General features: G+C 66.0%; 14 protein-coding genes. 5 read left to right on the forward strand and 9 right to left on the reverse strand.

The genetic code is table 11. The features are described from left to right. Nucleotides 1-68 precede the first annotated feature (68 nt). The 5 genes from CKO25_RS00190 to CKO25_RS00210 all read right to left on the reverse strand — a co-directional run bounded on the left by CKO25_RS00190 (nucleotide 69) and on the right by CKO25_RS00210 (nucleotide 5,289). Nucleotides 69-1,244, reverse strand: a complete 1,176-nt coding sequence (locus tag CKO25_RS00190) for a DUF4350 domain-containing protein (protein ID WP_200385899.1) — start codon at nucleotides 1,242-1,244, stop codon at nucleotides 69-71. Further along, the gene (locus CKO25_RS00195) at nucleotides 1,241-2,749 is read right to left on the reverse strand and encodes a DUF4129 domain-containing protein (protein ID WP_200385900.1); all 1,509 of its coding nucleotides are present in this window, start codon (nucleotides 2,747-2,749) and stop codon (nucleotides 1,241-1,243) included. The genes CKO25_RS00190 and CKO25_RS00195 overlap by 4 nt, the downstream gene beginning before the upstream one ends. Further along, a complete protein-coding gene (locus CKO25_RS00200) occupies nucleotides 2,739-3,761 on the reverse strand; it encodes a stage II sporulation protein M (protein ID WP_200385901.1) in 1,023 nt (340 codons plus the stop codon). Before CKO25_RS00200 ends, CKO25_RS00195 begins: the two co-directional genes overlap by 11 nt. A gap of 89 nt (nucleotides 3,762-3,850) precedes the next feature. Further along, on the reverse strand, nucleotides 3,851-4,645 hold the full coding sequence (locus tag CKO25_RS00205) for an RDD family protein (RefSeq protein ID WP_338115031.1): 795 nt from the start codon (nucleotides 4,643-4,645) through the stop codon (nucleotides 3,851-3,853). Nucleotides 4,646-4,683: 38 nt separating this feature from the next. Next, nucleotides 4,684-5,289, reverse strand: coding sequence for a chorismate--pyruvate lyase family protein (locus tag CKO25_RS00210; RefSeq protein ID WP_200385902.1), 606 nt, complete (start codon nucleotides 5,287-5,289; stop codon nucleotides 4,684-4,686). Between the two features lie 517 nt (nucleotides 5,290-5,806). Between CKO25_RS00210 and CKO25_RS00215 the strand changes: the two genes are divergently transcribed. Beyond that, nucleotides 5,807-6,004: an alanine-zipper protein gene (locus tag CKO25_RS00215; protein ID WP_200385903.1), complete on the forward strand. Its 198-nt coding sequence runs from the start codon at nucleotides 5,807-5,809 to the stop codon at nucleotides 6,002-6,004. Here the strand turns inward: CKO25_RS00215 and CKO25_RS00220 are convergent. After that, nucleotides 5,983-6,939 carry a L,D-transpeptidase family protein gene (locus tag CKO25_RS00220; RefSeq protein ID WP_200385904.1) on the reverse strand — a complete coding sequence of 319 codons (957 nt, stop codon included), beginning with the start codon at nucleotides 6,937-6,939 and terminating at the stop codon, nucleotides 5,983-5,985. The genes CKO25_RS00215 and CKO25_RS00220 overlap by 22 nt on opposite strands. 27 nt (nucleotides 6,940-6,966) lie before the next feature. On the opposite strand from CKO25_RS00220, the gene CKO25_RS00225 reads away from it, so the two are divergent. Further along, entirely contained in the window at nucleotides 6,967-9,018 is a 2,052-nt protein-coding gene (locus CKO25_RS00225; protein ID WP_200385905.1) for an elongation factor G, read from the forward strand. A 64-nt stretch (nucleotides 9,019-9,082) separates the two neighbouring features. Here the strand turns inward: CKO25_RS00225 and CKO25_RS00230 are convergent, their stop codons facing one another. Beyond that, complete coding sequence (locus CKO25_RS00230; protein WP_200386300.1) at nucleotides 9,083-9,598, reverse strand: SixA phosphatase family protein; 516 nt, start codon at nucleotides 9,596-9,598, stop codon at nucleotides 9,083-9,085. Between the two features lie 46 nt (nucleotides 9,599-9,644). Between CKO25_RS00230 and CKO25_RS00235 the strand changes: the two genes are divergently transcribed. Then, nucleotides 9,645-9,893, forward strand: a complete 249-nt coding sequence (locus CKO25_RS00235; RefSeq protein WP_200385906.1) for a hypothetical protein — start codon at nucleotides 9,645-9,647, stop codon at nucleotides 9,891-9,893. Here CKO25_RS00235 and CKO25_RS00240 read toward each other — a convergent pair. Continuing rightward, entirely contained in the window at nucleotides 9,825-10,700 is an 876-nt protein-coding gene (locus CKO25_RS00240) for a fructosamine kinase family protein (RefSeq protein ID WP_200385907.1), read from the reverse strand. The genes CKO25_RS00235 and CKO25_RS00240 overlap by 69 nt on opposite strands. Beyond that, entirely contained in the window at nucleotides 10,693-11,310 is a 618-nt protein-coding gene (locus CKO25_RS00245; RefSeq protein ID WP_200385908.1) for an HNH endonuclease, read from the reverse strand. Before CKO25_RS00245 ends, CKO25_RS00240 begins: the two co-directional genes overlap by 8 nt. Before the next feature lie 288 nt (nucleotides 11,311-11,598). Here CKO25_RS00245 and CKO25_RS00250 point away from each other — a divergent pair, with 288 nt between their 5' ends. Next, nucleotides 11,599-11,760: a hypothetical protein gene (locus CKO25_RS00250; RefSeq protein WP_200385909.1), complete on the forward strand. Its 162-nt coding sequence runs from the start codon at nucleotides 11,599-11,601 to the stop codon at nucleotides 11,758-11,760. 238 nt (nucleotides 11,761-11,998) lie between these two features. Next, on the forward strand, nucleotides 11,999-14,272 hold the full coding sequence (locus tag CKO25_RS00255) for a primosomal protein N' (RefSeq protein WP_338115032.1): 2,274 nt from the start codon (nucleotides 11,999-12,001) through the stop codon (nucleotides 14,270-14,272). Nucleotides 14,273-14,356 lie beyond the last annotated feature (84 nt).

Raw genomic sequence — 14,356 nt, forward strand, 5'->3', positions numbered from 1 at the left:
ACAACCCAGTATAGTCGACGTCAGAGGAGCGTGCTGGTGTGGGGCCAGACGCCAGCACGGATGCGGCGTCAGTGTCCCCGTGGGCTGCGGCGAGCCTCCAACATGTCGTGCAGTCGCGTGCTCACACGCACGAAGGCGCCGGGGTCGGTGGGATGGTCCTGGAGGGCTTGGACGATCTCCTCCTCCGGGACGTGCAGCGTCTCGGCGAGACGGCGCGCCAGGTGTGGCTCATCCGGCGAGCTGGATGGTGCGCGGCTGCGCTCCCGCCAGCAGGCCCGGACGCGGCGCCGGGTTGGTGCCAGGAGCGCCTCGATCGCCCGGTGGCGCCAGAGAAAATCGGCGCTGGCCTCCAAGTGCTCCATGAGATCGTGTCGGTCGCGGCTTGGCACCTCCTGCAAGGGTCCGAGCCGACCGCCCAGTGACCACACCCATACCAGCAGGCAGAGCGCCCCCGAGATCAGGGCGAGCGGTGCCGCCGACCAGAGCAGACGACCCAAGGTGGGGGTCTCGCGGGTATCGAGCAGCCAAATCACCCGTCCGGCTTGCGCTGGGGCGAGGAGGCGTGCGGTGAAGAGGGCGTGATCCAGCTCGCCGATGGCTGTATTGGTCATGAAGTGCCCATCAGCGAGGACTGTGAGCGTCCCTTCGCCCTGTTCGCGTTCGATGAGGAAGAGACGTTCATCCTGTTCAAGCACGCGGTCCGTGGCGCGCGCTCCACCCAACGTGATCCGATCGGACCAGGTGACGCGCAGCGGGGCAGAGCCGGCGGGATCCGGGATGTTCACCAGGACGTTCACCGCGCCCCGCGGGCTGGGGTTGATGTGCAGATCCAGGTCGAAGTGCGCCAGCACGGCCGCGCTGTGCGTGTGATCCGCGGCGGTGATGGGGGCGGCGGGATCCCGGGTCACCATCAGCACCAGCCGGCCCCCCGCCTGGATCCAGTCGTCAAGCGCCGCGAGCTGCTCGTGTGACAGCGCGCGCGCCTCGGTGACCAAGAGGGTGTCGCCCGGCGGTGGCAGTCGGCGCAACCGCGCGCCGGCGTGATCACGTGCGACCGGCAGCTCGAGACGGGCCAAAAAACGCTCGGCGGCCAGCAGCGGATCACGCCGTGCGCTGTCCGATGGGCCCAGTTCGATCTCGATCGTTTGCGGCTCGAGCCGCGTGAAGACGCCAGCCACGGCGACCAGGAGACTCAACAGGACGCCGGTCACGGCCAGGACCAGAAGGCGACGCTCGGCGCTCACAGTCGCGTGCGGGGCGTGGTGGTGGGCGATGCCCGGGTGGTCTCGCGACGACCGAGCACCTGACACCAGCCATCGAACAGCTGTCTCACCAGGCGCGCATCGGGTTCGCGCCGACCATAGGCGACCAGACGCCAGTGTGCGATCACGCGTGTGACGAGCGCCGCGGACGCGGCGGGCAGGCGCGCGCGTGCGCCGCTCAGACAATCACCCTCGGTCGCACCCGGTGACAGTCTCGGTCCCAGTCGCGACACCTCGGCCAGCATCCAACCGTAGAGTCGCGCGAGTGCGGCGCGCGCCTGTTCCGCGTCCAAGAGGGCGCGAATCCGCGTCGCGCTCTCCTCCGGGACAACCGGGTCCGGGGCCTGGCCGAACCAGGTCGGCAAGGCGTTGGGTACGGGATGAGGCGGTCGCCGCAGACGCCGCCGCCAGTCGTGGGCGAGGCGCACCACCAAGCCGGCGAGGATCAGGAGCACGAGGGCGAGCGCCAGCCATTTCAACGCGGTGGCCAACAAGAGCATCCAGGTGCGCACGCCAGGTGACCAGGCGCGTTCGGCGGGATTGTCCGCGTCGGTGGCGCCTGGTGGCAGCCAGAGGGTCACGTCCAGACGACTGCCGAAATCCTCATCGGCGAGGATCTCCTGGATGAGGGTCTGCGCCTGGTCCGGATCCAGCTTGGTGACGGCCATCGCGTCTCCGCTCGCCAGCGTCGTGCACAGGCCGATTAGGGTCAGTCCCGCCAGGGTACCTGGGCGCGGGACGCGGCCTGAGGTCGGTGGCGTTGAGTGTGCACGGCGGAAGGCCACCTCCAAGTCCCAGGCCTCTAGCTCGGTGCGTCGTGTCAGATAGAGTGCGAACCCGGCGCAGACATAGACGGGTGCGATCACGGAGAAGGCCAGCAGATACAGCAACGCGCTGAGCCAATCGAGCCAGGACCCCGCGCCCAGGACAAGCGCGGCGAGATCGATTCTGACGAGCTCCCGCGGGATGAGGAAGACGAGTGTCAGCAACAGGCCGAGCCAGAGAATCGCTTCGAAGTGATAGCACAGGATGGTCAACCACCGCGGCGCGCTCTGATGCAGGGATAATACCCGCCGGCGCTGGCGTCCTGGCTCCCCACGCAGACCCTCGACGATGGTGACGGGCATCAGGAAGGCGCGGCGCAGACTCAGCCGGCGCCACAACAGGAGCGGCAGGAGCGCGCGCGACATGGCCGTTCGCACCACCGCGTGGGTGGCTGACCAGGGCGGTTGCGCGCCGAGCAGGGCGCGACTCGCCCAGAAGAGCAACGGGGCCTCGTACAAGGGTTTACACCACCAGAGGGCAAGCAACCACAGATCGGCCCGCCCACCACTGATCAGGGCCAGGAAGAGGGCATAAGGCAGTGCGGTCACCCACCAGAGGAACCAGAGTGGGAGGAACCAGACACGCGCCATGGCAAATCCCAGGTCGATCCCTTCCCAGGATCGCCGGGGGCGCAGGACCGAGGACACGTGATCAAGCTGCATGGTGCGGGCGCAATCCGGCACGTGCGAGATAGAGGCCGACCAAGCCCCAACCGGCGAGACCAATGCCGTATTTCAAGGCCGCGGGGGCGGGCGTGGCCGACCAGAACGCCTCGATCACCGCGGCCAGGACGAGCAGGATGGCGGCGCCGCCGACCAGGATCACCGCGTCCCCCGCATGCTCCCGGAGCGCCGCCAAGCGGGTCCGATTGCCGGGCGCGACCAGGGCTTGGCCGAGCAGCAGCCCCGCGGTGCCGCAGATGACGATCGCCGTCAGTTCGAATGGCCCATGACCGCTGACGAAGGGCCAAAAGGTCGACCCATATCCGAGCTGCGTCAGATAACCGGCGACCGCGCCGATGTAGAGTGCATTGAAGAGCAAGATGATGAGACTGCCGAGACCCAAGAGCAACCCACCGGCGAAGGTGCGAAAGCCGATGCCGATGTTGTTCATGATATAGAAACCGAACATGGCGACATCGGTGTCGGCTTGGCGATCCGGGCCGCGCCCAGGATGACGGCGCGCCGGATCATAGCTCGCTTCGAGGTCGGCGACCTGGGTGGCGTCCATCAGGCTGTAGACCAGTTGTGGGTCTTGGTGAACGGCGAACGCCATCATGATCATGGGGGCGTAGAAGACCAGCGCGGCGATCCAGAAGACCCCGTGATGGCGACGCAGCGTCGCCGGGAAGTGGCGCGTCATGAAGTCGAGCGCCGCCGCGCTTGACAGGGGGCGTCGACGATAGAGGAGTCGATGACCGCGCCGCACGAGTTGTTCGAGCGCCTCGACCAACCCCGGGCTGTAGCCGCGGCCGCGGGCCAGCGCATAGTGCACGCAGACTTGGCGGTGAAGACGCGGGAACGCGGCCGCGTGAGACCTGGGCCGCGGAAGACGACGACGGGTTCCGGCACGCGCGCTGGTCCCGGCGCGGGCCCCGGCCTCGAGATGGTCGAGCCAGCGGCGGTACTCGTCCCAGACCTCGGCGTGAGCGATCTCGAAGGCGCGCTGTCTCATGCGTTCGATCGAATGGTTGGATCCCCGTTCACTCTAGCATCTGGCATCCGTCGTGGGTGGATGAGTCTCGCCGGGGCGGGTCCGACTGGTCATGGGGGCGGTTGCGCACCCCGCGGGTTGGGCTGGGGCAGGGCGGGCGCATCGCCCGCGCCGCTGGCGATCCAAGCGGCCCATCCCTCGACGGCCGCTACGGCGGCGGATCCGCGCAGGCCGTGCGGTCCGGCGAGAATCTCGGCAAGCTCGCCGCGTCGTGCTGGCGAGAGAGAGCGGCCGCGCTCGGCGAAGGCCAGGATGGCCTGCTGCAGCGCGCTCGGAAGTCCCGGAGGCGGTCTGCGCGGGGGGACGTCGAGGCCTTGGGCCTGCGGTTGCGGTGGGGTGTGATGGATCACGAGGGTGCCAGCGGCGAGATCCCCGAGTCGGCGGAAATCACGGTCAACCAGGCAACTGACGAGCCCCACCGCGTAGAGCAGGGGGAGAAAATCGACGACTCGAAGCAGGTTTCGAATCAGGGAGGCCGAGAGCCCGACGGGGGTGCCATCCTCATGAACGACGGTCAGACCCAGCGCGCGTTTGCCGGGAGTCGCGCCATGGCGCACCTCGTAGAAGACCGGGTACAACCACTCTAGCCCGAACAGCAGTAAGAGGAAGATGCCGGCCCCGACCCCGGGAAGGGCCAGCAGGGGCAGTGCGACCACAAGGATGGCAAGGCGGATCAACACGTCGATCACCAGCGCGAGCGCGCGCACCACGGGACCGGCGACCCGCAGGGCGAGATCGATTCCTTCAGGGGTCTCGTGGAAGCGAATGGTGTCGATGCTCGAAGGCGGGATGCGACGCGCGTCGGGCCTCCCTCCGCACGGCTCCACCGCATCGGTCGCTCTCACCGGTCTCCCACTGGGGGCTCCCGCCGCGGCTCAGTCATTCAGGCCGCCGCCTCCCCCGCGGCGTAGAGTGCGAGGGGAAAACGCTCGGTGATGAGGATCACGGGGCGGCGCTCGATGATGATGCGATAGGTGCGACGGACCGCGAGATGGCCCGCGGGATCCGCATCGAGGCCGACGTCGAGGACTTCACGATAGCTTTCCAGACCACTGTCGCGGATCAGGACGCCGATACCGATCTCGCGATCGATCAGACGTTGCCGCAGATCTTCTGGGATCAACTCGGTGCGAATCTGGGAGCAGGCCGCGGCGAAGCTGCGACCCGAGTCCACGCCGAGCAGGCGTGCATCACGGATCAGACAGCGGTCGCCTGGTTCGAGATCGATGGCCGGGACGGCCGCCGCGGCCGCTTCGAAGCGCTGAGCGATGGTCTCGACGGTCACGGGCTCCCAGAAATAGGCCTCCAGGATCTTGGTCACGGTCCCGTCGGTCACCAAGAGGGCGCGCAGGAAGGGCGGCAGCGCCTGCAGCGACATGGGCTCGCCATCGGGCGTTGCGATGGTGCCATCGCGCACGAAGCCGTCGCAGCGAAACGTCGCCTGCGCGGACCCCAGTGCCGGGATGATCCGGCCATCGTCGCGGCGCATCTGAAGTCTCCTTCGCGGGGGAAGCCGGATCCGAGCCCCAGTCGACTTGGGCCGCGGCAGACACGGGCCGGTGCGAATACGCGCCGGGACGGACGCGGGCGACTGTGTCCAGGTGGGGATGATCCCGAGGATCATGGCCTATGATGCACCATGACCGGGCCTGCTTCCACTGGTCATGAGCTACGGTAGTGTGATGAAGACCGCAACCCGCACCACTCGGGGGCAATCGGAGAAGGGATGTGTTGCATTAATGTAACGTTCTGTGAAAATCTCTTCCGCATCCTCGTCGCACTCTTGATGCGTCGCTGAATTTGCCTCAATCTTCGCAACAGTCTGCGATGGGCGCTGCTTCAGGTGAGCTGATCGTGAATCCTCAAGCAACAGGGTCGCAGTCTTGCTCGGAACACTGAGTGTTGCATTCCCGATTCATGGGAAAGCGACACCTCATGTTCGGAAAAACCCGTGTCAATGTGTTATATAAGTATGGCCTACCGGCCAACCATGGAGATTTAAAACGATGACCAAGATCGTCAAGCTCGCCTCTCTGTCCGCAGCCGCCGTCCTCGGTGTCGCGCTGCTCGGCGGTTGCACGACCGACCAGACCGCGCGTGACATGGCTCAGCAAGCCATGGACACTGCCAACAGTGCCCAGGCATGCTGCAATGCCAACACCGAACGTCTCGACCGCATGTATCAGAAGATCATGGGCAAGTAAGAGCCGTTGCGCCGGCTTCCCACGACTTGTGGGACGCCGGTGTTTTCTCGAATCGCCTTCTCCACCGCACGCCAATCGATCGTCAGGCCTTCGGTGTCCGCAATGGCTTCGGGCACAATCGAACGTGCCGGCTTCGGCGCCACGTCCTCCTCCAGGTGGACCTCCAGATAAAGATCATTGCCCCGCCAACCGAATTTATAGGGTTGGTCGACGATGGTCACCTGGGTGTCTACGTTGACCAGTCCGAACAACTCCTCGACCCCCTCTGGATACATCCGGATGCAGCCCGCGCTCGAGCGCATCCCCAGCCCCCACGGCTTGTTGGTGCCATGGATCAGATAACTGCGCGCGCTGAGCCGCATCGCACGATGACCGAGCGGATTGTCATCCCCAGGCGGCACCACGGCCGGCAAGACCTTGCCTCGTGACAGATAATCGGCCCGCACGGAGGCCGGCGGCGTCCAGGTTGGGTCCTTGACCTTCTCGACGATCGAGAAGGTGCCGAGGGGCGTGTCCCAGCCTTCGCGACCGATGCTGATGGCATAGGTGCGCACTTCGTTGGGGTTGTCGGGTGGGTAGTAGTAGAGCCGTTTCTCGGCGCGATTCATCACCAGGCCGGTGCGCGGGGCATCGGGCAGGATGTAGAAGCTTGGGACCAGGACCTCGGTGCCATCGCCCGGCAGCCACATATCCACATTGGGATTGGCTTGACGCATGTCGTCCCATCCCTGATTGTTGTGGCGCGCCACATCGAGCAGGGTGTCGCCACCACGGGTCGTGAAATAGAAGGGGAAGCCAATCACACTGTCGCCCGGGTTTTCGAGTTGGTAGGTTGCGGCGAGTGCGGGTGCAACCAGACCCGATCCGAGGGATGCCAAGAGGACGATCGCGGCGAGCTGCGCGCGAGTCGAGATCAGGATGCTGATTCCGGCCATGTCCGTACCTAACGTCGTCATTTAAAGATGAAAAAACAGTCGCGATTGTCGCACGTCCGCAACATCGGTGTCGCCGCGCATGTCGATGCGGGCAAGACGACCCTGACCGAGCGGATCCTCTTCTACACCGGTGCATCCTACAAGATCGGAGAGGTGCACGATGGCGCGGCGCACATGGATTATCTCGCCGAGGAGCAGCGACACGGCATCACCATTACGGCGGCCGTGACCAAGGCCCCCTGGCGCGATCACCTGCTCCAGATCATCGACACCCCCGGTCATGTCGATTTCACCATCGAGGTCGAGCGCGCGATGCGCGTGCTCGATGGGTGCGTGCTGGTCCTCGATGGCGTGCGCGGGGTCGAGTCTCAGACCGAGACAGTCTGGCGTCAACGGTCACGGTTTCAATTGCCCGCGCTCGCGTTCGTGAACAAGATGGATCGCCCCGGCGCGGACTATCGCCGAGCCCTTGCGGCGATTCGCCAGCGCCTCGCGATCGAGCCGATCGCGATCACCTACCCCTTGCCTGAGCAGGGCTGCGTGGTGGATTTGATCGACCGAACGCGGATTGGTTTCGTGGGTGAGCAGGGCGAGACCCTGGTGTGCGAACCCTGCCCCGCGCCCCTGTGGGACGACCTCGCGGATCTGCGTGAGTCACTCTATTTGGCCGCCGCGGAACTGGATGAATCGCTCGCCGATAGCGTGCTCGCCGGCGAGATCCCGCAACCGCGGGCCCTGCGTGCCGCCCTCAGGCGTGGGGTGCTCCGCGGTCGCTTCTGTCTGTGTTTTGGTGGCAGCGCGCTGCGCAATGTGGGGGTGCAGCCACTCATGGATGGCATCGTCGACTATCTTCCCGCGCCACTCGATCGCCCGCCGGCGGTTGCGACCACGCCCGCGGGCGAGCCGGTGCCCGTGGCCATGGTGACCGACGGGCCACTCGCTGCCTTGGCCTTCAAGGTCCAACTCTGGGAGGGGCGTCGGCATGTCTTCGCGCGTCTCTACCGCGGGGTTCTGCGGCCCGGTCAGACGATCGCCTTTGCGACCCCATCGGGTGCGATCCAGCGCGAGCAGGTGGCACGTCTGTTCGATGTGGATGCGGGCAAAAAGACGCGGATCGAGCAGGCGCGGGCTGGTGAGATCGTGCTCTTAGCCGGGCTGCGGCATGCCGCGACCGGGGACACCCTCTGCGACCCCGACCAGCTCGTGTGCTTGGAACGGATCGATACGCGCGCCCCCGTGCTGGGGCTCGCGATCGAACCCGCGGCCGGGACCGACGAGGAGAAGCTGCTCGAGGTGCTCGATAAGGTTCAACAGGAAGATCCGACCCTGCGCGTGGAGGAGGATCCCGAAACCGGTCAGCGTTTGATCCGGGGCATGGGCGAGCTGCATCTGCAGATCGTGTTGGAACGCATCGAACGTGAGTTCGGCGTGCGGGTGCGCAGCGGTCGCCCGGCCGTGGCGACGCGTGAAACCATTCGGCGCGCGGCGTCCGCTCAGGTGCTCTTTGCCCCACCACCGAATCCGGATCGCCGTCAGCTGGATTTGATGGCTCGAGTTGGGCTCGAGGTGAGCCCCTTAACGCGGGGCGCGGGCGAACCGATCGGGTGGGAGGCCACGATTGTCCCGGCTGGCGCGGAACTCTCCGCGGCGCAACGCGCGGCCGTGGAGCAGTCGCTGCGTGCGACCTTGGCCGCCGGACCCTTGCTCGCCGCCCCGGTCGAGGATGTGCGGGTGGGTCTGCGTGAGATCGAATTGTTTGGCCCCGGATCGACACCCGAGGCCCTCGCCGCGGCGGCGGCCAAGGCACTGCGCCAGGCGCTCGAGGCGGCCGACCCCGTCGCCATGTATCCCGTCATGCGGGTCGAGGTGGTGATTCCCGAAGGCAATCTCGGCACCGTCCTCGGGGATCTGCAGGCGCGTCACGCGCTGATCGGCGGGACCGAACGGAGCGGCGACATGGTCGCCCTTCACGCCGAGGCTCCCCTGGAGGTCCTACTGGGCTACACCACGACGCTGCGGAGCCTGACGCAGGGTCGTGGGCACTTTAGTATGGAATTCGCCCGCTTCGATCGGGCCTGAGGTGATCTGGTTCACGCCAGGGCGGCCCGTTCGATCCGCCGCGGGCAAGCTACAAGGGCCGGCCCTAGGATTTGAGGCGTCGTGGTCGTGTGATCGACATCAACTGACCACTGCCCGAAGGCAGTTCATCCCACAGCTCCGGCATTTCCAGGCGCGCGACCGTGGCGGTGGGGAGCAACTTCCCGTCCTCGGGGAACTCGAGATCCTCTCCGACCAAATGAAGCAGGAGCTGCTCCAGTCCGGGGTTGTGGCCGATCAGGAGCACCAGGGTGGCCTGATCCGGGCAGCGTGCGAGCACTTGGAGAAGCGTTGGAACGTCAGCCTCGTAGATGGCGGCGTCCCACATGATCTGCTTCTTCTTGATGTCGAGGCATTTGCACACTTTTGAAGCCGTTTGGCGCGCGCGCTCGGCGGGGGAACTGACGACGACATCAGGCACCAGACCCTCGCGATAGAGCCAGGCACCGACCTTGGGGGCATCCGTCTTGCCGCGCTTGGCCAGCGGACGATCGAAGTCGCTCGTCGCGTTGGAGTGCCAATCCGATTTGGCGTGCCGCAAGATGAGCAGTTCGCGAGGCATGGAAAAAAAAGGGTCGGCGTAACTCAAGTCGGTGGTCATTGGCGCCATGGTCGATCTTCCATCAGCTTTTAACATATCTGTCATCGTCAAGGAAATGACGATGATGCAGTCCGGTCAGCTGCTGCTGGATCGCCAGGTGCCGCGGTGCGGGTGGATGGTGGCTGTTGAAATGGACCCAGCGATGCGGGAGCCCGGCGCACCGGAACGCCCCGTCGCCACCGACCGCTCAGCGGATCTCGGCGAGCAGTTGGTCGATCATGCGCTGGGCCTGGGCGCGATAGCCGCCACCGAATAGGTTGAGATGATTGAGGACGTGATAGAGGTTGTAGAGCACCTTGCGGGTGGCAAACTCCGGCGGGAGCGGCCAGGCCGCACGATAGGCGGCGTGGAAGCCGGAGCCGAAGCCACCGAACAGCTCGGTCATGGCGAGATCGGTTTCACGATCGCCATAGTAAACCGCCGGGTCGAACAGCACCGGCTCGCCATCTGGCAGTGCACCGATGTTGCCGCCCCAGAGGTCACCGTGCAGCAGTGAGGCGGGCGGATGATGCCCGATCAGGGCGGAGAGTCCGAGCAGCAAGCGCTCTCCTGCCGCGCCCAAGTCGCGGCCATGACCATTCTGAACCGCTCGCTCCAGTTGAAAGCCGAGTCGGTGATCGCGCCAGAATGACACCCAGTCCGGTGCCCAGTGGTTGTGCTGTGGGGTCGAGCCGATGGTGTTGTCGCGATGCCAGCCGTAGCCTGTCGCGGTGTTGCGATGCAGTTGCGCCAACCCCTCACCGGCGCGCGCGGGATCGAGACGTCCGCTGAGATCGCAATGCGTCATGACGAGATAAGCCTGCGCGTCCGTGGTTCCGCAGCAAATCGGCGTTGGCACACGGATGGCGGCTGCTTGACCCAAGGCCTCGAGACCGGCCGCTTCGGCCTCGAACATGGATAATCGCTCAGCGCTGTTGAGCTTGACGAAGTAGCTGCTGTCCGCGCTGCTGAGGACGACCGCCCGATTGATGCAGCCCCCACCGACGTTCAAGTGACGCCTGAGCTTGAAGGGCTGCCCCGTTGCGCGTTCGATTGCCCGCGCGAGCGGCTCCAGATCAGTCATGCACGGCCTCGTGCAGGCCGCGTGCAATGCGCCGGTGCAGGGGGCTGGAGCGAGGGAAATGGGCGCGCAGGAAGCTCATCTGATCCGCCAGGACATGCCGGCCCATGAGATAGATGTACTCGGCGTGCGTGGGGGTGAAGGGAACGGCGAGCAGCTCCATGCCAGCCGCTTCGGGCGTGCGCCCGGCCTTGTCATTGTTGCAGCGAATACAGGCGGTGACGACATTGTTCCAGACATCCTTGCCGCCCCGACTGGTTGGGCGCACATGGTCGCGCGAGAGGTGCCGCGGCGAGAGACGGGTCCCGCAGTACATGCACATGTGGTCGTCGCGATGGAACAGGGTGCGGTTCGACAAGGGCGGTGCATAATCGTCCTTGAGTTTGGCCAGGGTGTGATGGGTGCCATAGGTGGCGATGATGGAGTGGATCTCCAGCCGACTTTGGCGGTGCGTGTTCGCATTGATCCCGCCTCGCAACACGAAGAGTGGATCGCCGCAGGCATAGGCGACCTGCTCGAGGAAATAGAGCCGGGCGGCGACTCGGTAGTCAATCCACTCCATTGGCATGCCAGCCAGATCCGTCCGCAGAACTTGTTGATTCAATGACAACATTGCAGTATCACCGCGGGGAGTTTCAGCGCATCATACAACGTCGATGGCGACGCGCAACCCAAGACCCGTCCCTGCGGTATCCCCACGATGTCGCCCGCCGGCACCCTTGGCAAGCCGGACATCCTGGTTGTTCGCAACCGATCGGTCAGGTGATCTGATGGTTGCGGGTGGTGTACCGAACACGTGACGGGTCCTATCGCGCACGCGCGGCAGACGCACGCGCGACCTCCGTCAGCGACCTCGCGCGCGTCCTGCCTCGGTGAGCAGCGATGATGTCGCCGGCGAACCGTGAAGCTGTTGATCATTCACAATGTCGGCGCAGAGGCAGCCGGGCGGCGAACGGCGTGCGTGGGGGGCCTCAAGCCCTTCGAGCCTGCGGCGCAAGCTATTGATGAAGAATATTCTTTTAATCCTTTTCAAGATGTTGGCGCGGTGACGAAATCGTCATGACGAGCGGTCTCCAGGCCCCCTGCCCAGTTGTTATCCTCAGATTTATCCACAGACTGGAGCGGGTGGAGGGGGTGGTTCAAGGTGACCAACGGCGCCAGACCTTCCAGCGCGCAGGCGACCTGACAAATCGGGTGGTGGGTTTGGCTCGAAGCGGACGCGGGCGCGCTGCTGTGCGGCGTCGATCCGGTTGGCTCAGGGTCGCGGATGGGCGTCCCGCGGGTGGGGTTGGGCGAGCACCGTGAGCACCGACCCACGTGCGGCGAACGAGTCAAGCGGACCGATCCTGCGGGTGGCGGTCGCCGCGCCTCTGTTGGGGACCTTCGATTATTGGCCACCGCTTGCCCCCTGCGGGACAGACGCCGTCCCGCCGCGCGCGGGATGGGTCCCTGGCGTGCGGGTGTTGGTGCCCTTTGGTCGTTCGCGGCGGGTCGGAGTCCTGTTGGAACTGGCCACGACGACGGAACAGGATCCCACGAGCCTGAAGCACATCGAGCGCGTGCTCGACCCCCAGCCACTGCTTGCCGCGGTGGATCTTGTCCTGATCCGTTGGGCCGCGGACTACTACTGTCAGCCGCTCGGCGAGGCCCTTTTCACCGCGCTGCCGGTGCGTCTGCGCCGGCCCCGTGCCCTCGACCTGGAGCAGGAGCGCGGCGTCGCGGCGACCGCGGCTGGACGGGTGCTCGATCTCGCCGAGCTCCGTCGGGCGCCCAAGCAGCGTGCACTCTTGACGGTGATTCGCGCCGCGGGATCGGGCATCGGCCGTGCCGAATTGACCCGCCAGTTGGGCTCCTGCCAGCCGGCCCTGCGCCACCTGCGTGCCCGCGGGCTCATCGAGGATTGCTCGATCGTGCCCGGGGTGCCGGCCGCGGCCACGGGTGTGCGGGCCGCGCCCGCGGACGCTGGACCTGACTTGAACCCGCATCAGGTCGAGGTCGTCAACCAGGTGACGCAGGCATTCGGTCAGTTTCGTTCCTTCTTGCTCGAAGGGGTCACCGGGAGTGGCAAGACCGAGGTCTATATCCGGCTCATTCAGGCCGCCGCGGCTCGCGGTGAACAGACCCTCTTGATCGTGCCCGAGATCGGTCTAACCCCGCAGTTGCGTCAGCAACTGGCAGCGCGTCTCCCGTTCGCCCCCGCCGTCCTGCATTCGGGCATCAGCGATGGGGAGCGCGAGCGTACCTGGCACCAGGTCGCGGCGGGCCGTTCCGAGATCCTGCTGGGGACCCGCTCGGCGATCTTTACGCCGCTGCCCCGACTCGGCTTGATCCTCGTCGATGAGGAGCATGACACCTCACTCAAACAACAAGATGGATTCCGTTACTCGGCGCGCGACGTGGCGGTGCGGCGTGCGCAGTTGGTGGGGTGCCCGGTCGTCCTCGGCTCCGCGACGCCGGCATTGGAAACCTTGCACAACGCACAGCTCGGGCGCTACGGCTGGTTGCGGCTGCCGGTGCGCGCCGGCGCGGCCGCGCCCCCTCGGATCGCCCTGCTGGACATTCGCAATCAACCCCTGCAAGCGGGACTGTCCGGGGTGCTGCGCGAGAGCATGCGCGGCGAAATCGCGTCCGGCAATCAGGTTCTGCTCTTCCTGAACCGGCGCGGCTATGCCCCGGTGCTGACCTGTCATGCCTGCGGCTGGGTGGGGGAATGCCTGCACTGCGATGCGCGTCTGACCCTCCATCTCGCGCGTCGGCGTCTCTGGTGTCATCACTGCGGGTGGTTCCAGCCACTGCCGCGCGCGTGCCCGAGCTGTGGGGATGCCGACCTGCGCATGTTGGGGCAGGGAACCGAACGACTGGATGATGAATTGCGCGCATTGTTTCCAGCGACCGCGATCGCGCGGCTCGATCGCGACACCACCCGCCGACAGGGTGAACTCGCGCGCCTGCTCGAAGCGGTGCGTCGGGGCGAGGTGCAGATCCTGCTCGGAACCCAGATGCTGGCGAAGGGACATGACTTTCCGCGGGTCACCCTCGTGGGTATTCTCGATCTCGATCAATCACTCTACGCGAGCGACTTTCGTGCCCCGGAACGCACCGCGCAACTGATCGTGCAGGTCACGGGTCGGGCCGGACGTGCCGAGCGACCCGGGCGGGTCGTCCTGCAGACGCGTCATCCCGAACACCCGTTGCTGCAGAGTCTGTTACGCGATGGCTATGCCGGATTCGCCGCCGCCGCGCTGGCCGAACGCCAAGAGGCCGAATTACCTCCCTTCAGCCATCTGGCTCTGCTGCGCGCGGAGGCGCCCATGCCGGAGGTGCCCATGGCCTTTCTGATGAGCGCTCGCACCCATGCCGAGGTGCTGCGGGAGCCCGACGTCCACCTCTGGGGTCCCATCCCCGCCCCGATGGAGCGGCGCGCTGCACGCTATCGCGCTCAACTCCTTGTGCAGTCCCCGCGACGCGGTCCATTGCGTCGGCTGCTGGCTGGTTGGACGCGTGCCTTGCATGCCCTGCCGCGCCCCCGAGGCTTGCGCTGGTCGCTCGATATCGATCCCCAGGATATGAGCTGAACGATCCGGGTTTTGGGGTCTGTTCAAGGGGCCCGCGTGCGCGCGGGCCATGATCAGGCCTCACGGATTGAGTTATCCTTGCCT

The sequence above is a fragment of the Thiocapsa imhoffii genome (assembly GCF_016583985.1).
Taxonomy (GTDB): Bacteria; Pseudomonadota; Gammaproteobacteria; order Chromatiales; family Chromatiaceae; genus Thiocapsa; species Thiocapsa imhoffii.

What these genes read in the sequence shown, in the direction of transcription:
- CKO25_RS00245 (WP_200385908.1), bottom strand. Translation starts at nt 11,310, where the DNA reads ATGTTGTCATTGAATCAACAAGTTCTGCGGACGGATCTGGCTGGCATG.
- CKO25_RS00230 (WP_200386300.1), bottom strand. Translation starts at nt 9,598, where the DNA reads ATGCCTCGCGAACTGCTCATCTTGCGGCACGCCAAATCGGATTGGCAC.
- CKO25_RS00220 (WP_200385904.1), bottom strand. Translation starts at nt 6,939, where the DNA reads ATGGCCGGAATCAGCATCCTGATCTCGACTCGCGCGCAGCTCGCCGCG.
- CKO25_RS00240 (WP_200385907.1), bottom strand. Translation starts at nt 10,700, where the DNA reads ATGACTGATCTGGAGCCGCTCGCGCGGGCAATCGAACGCGCAACGGGG.
- CKO25_RS00210 (WP_200385902.1), bottom strand. Translation starts at nt 5,289, where the DNA reads ATGCGCCGCGACGATGGCCGGATCATCCCGGCACTGGGGTCCGCGCAG.
- CKO25_RS00225 (WP_200385905.1), top strand. Translation starts at nt 6,967, where the DNA reads ATGAAAAAACAGTCGCGATTGTCGCACGTCCGCAACATCGGTGTCGCC.
- CKO25_RS00215 (WP_200385903.1), top strand. Translation starts at nt 5,807, where the DNA reads ATGACCAAGATCGTCAAGCTCGCCTCTCTGTCCGCAGCCGCCGTCCTC.
- CKO25_RS00200 (WP_200385901.1), bottom strand. Translation starts at nt 3,761, where the DNA reads ATGAGACAGCGCGCCTTCGAGATCGCTCACGCCGAGGTCTGGGACGAG.
- CKO25_RS00195 (WP_200385900.1), bottom strand. Translation starts at nt 2,749, where the DNA reads ATGCAGCTTGATCACGTGTCCTCGGTCCTGCGCCCCCGGCGATCCTGG.
- CKO25_RS00235 (WP_200385906.1), top strand. Translation starts at nt 9,645, where the DNA reads ATGGTCGATCTTCCATCAGCTTTTAACATATCTGTCATCGTCAAGGAA.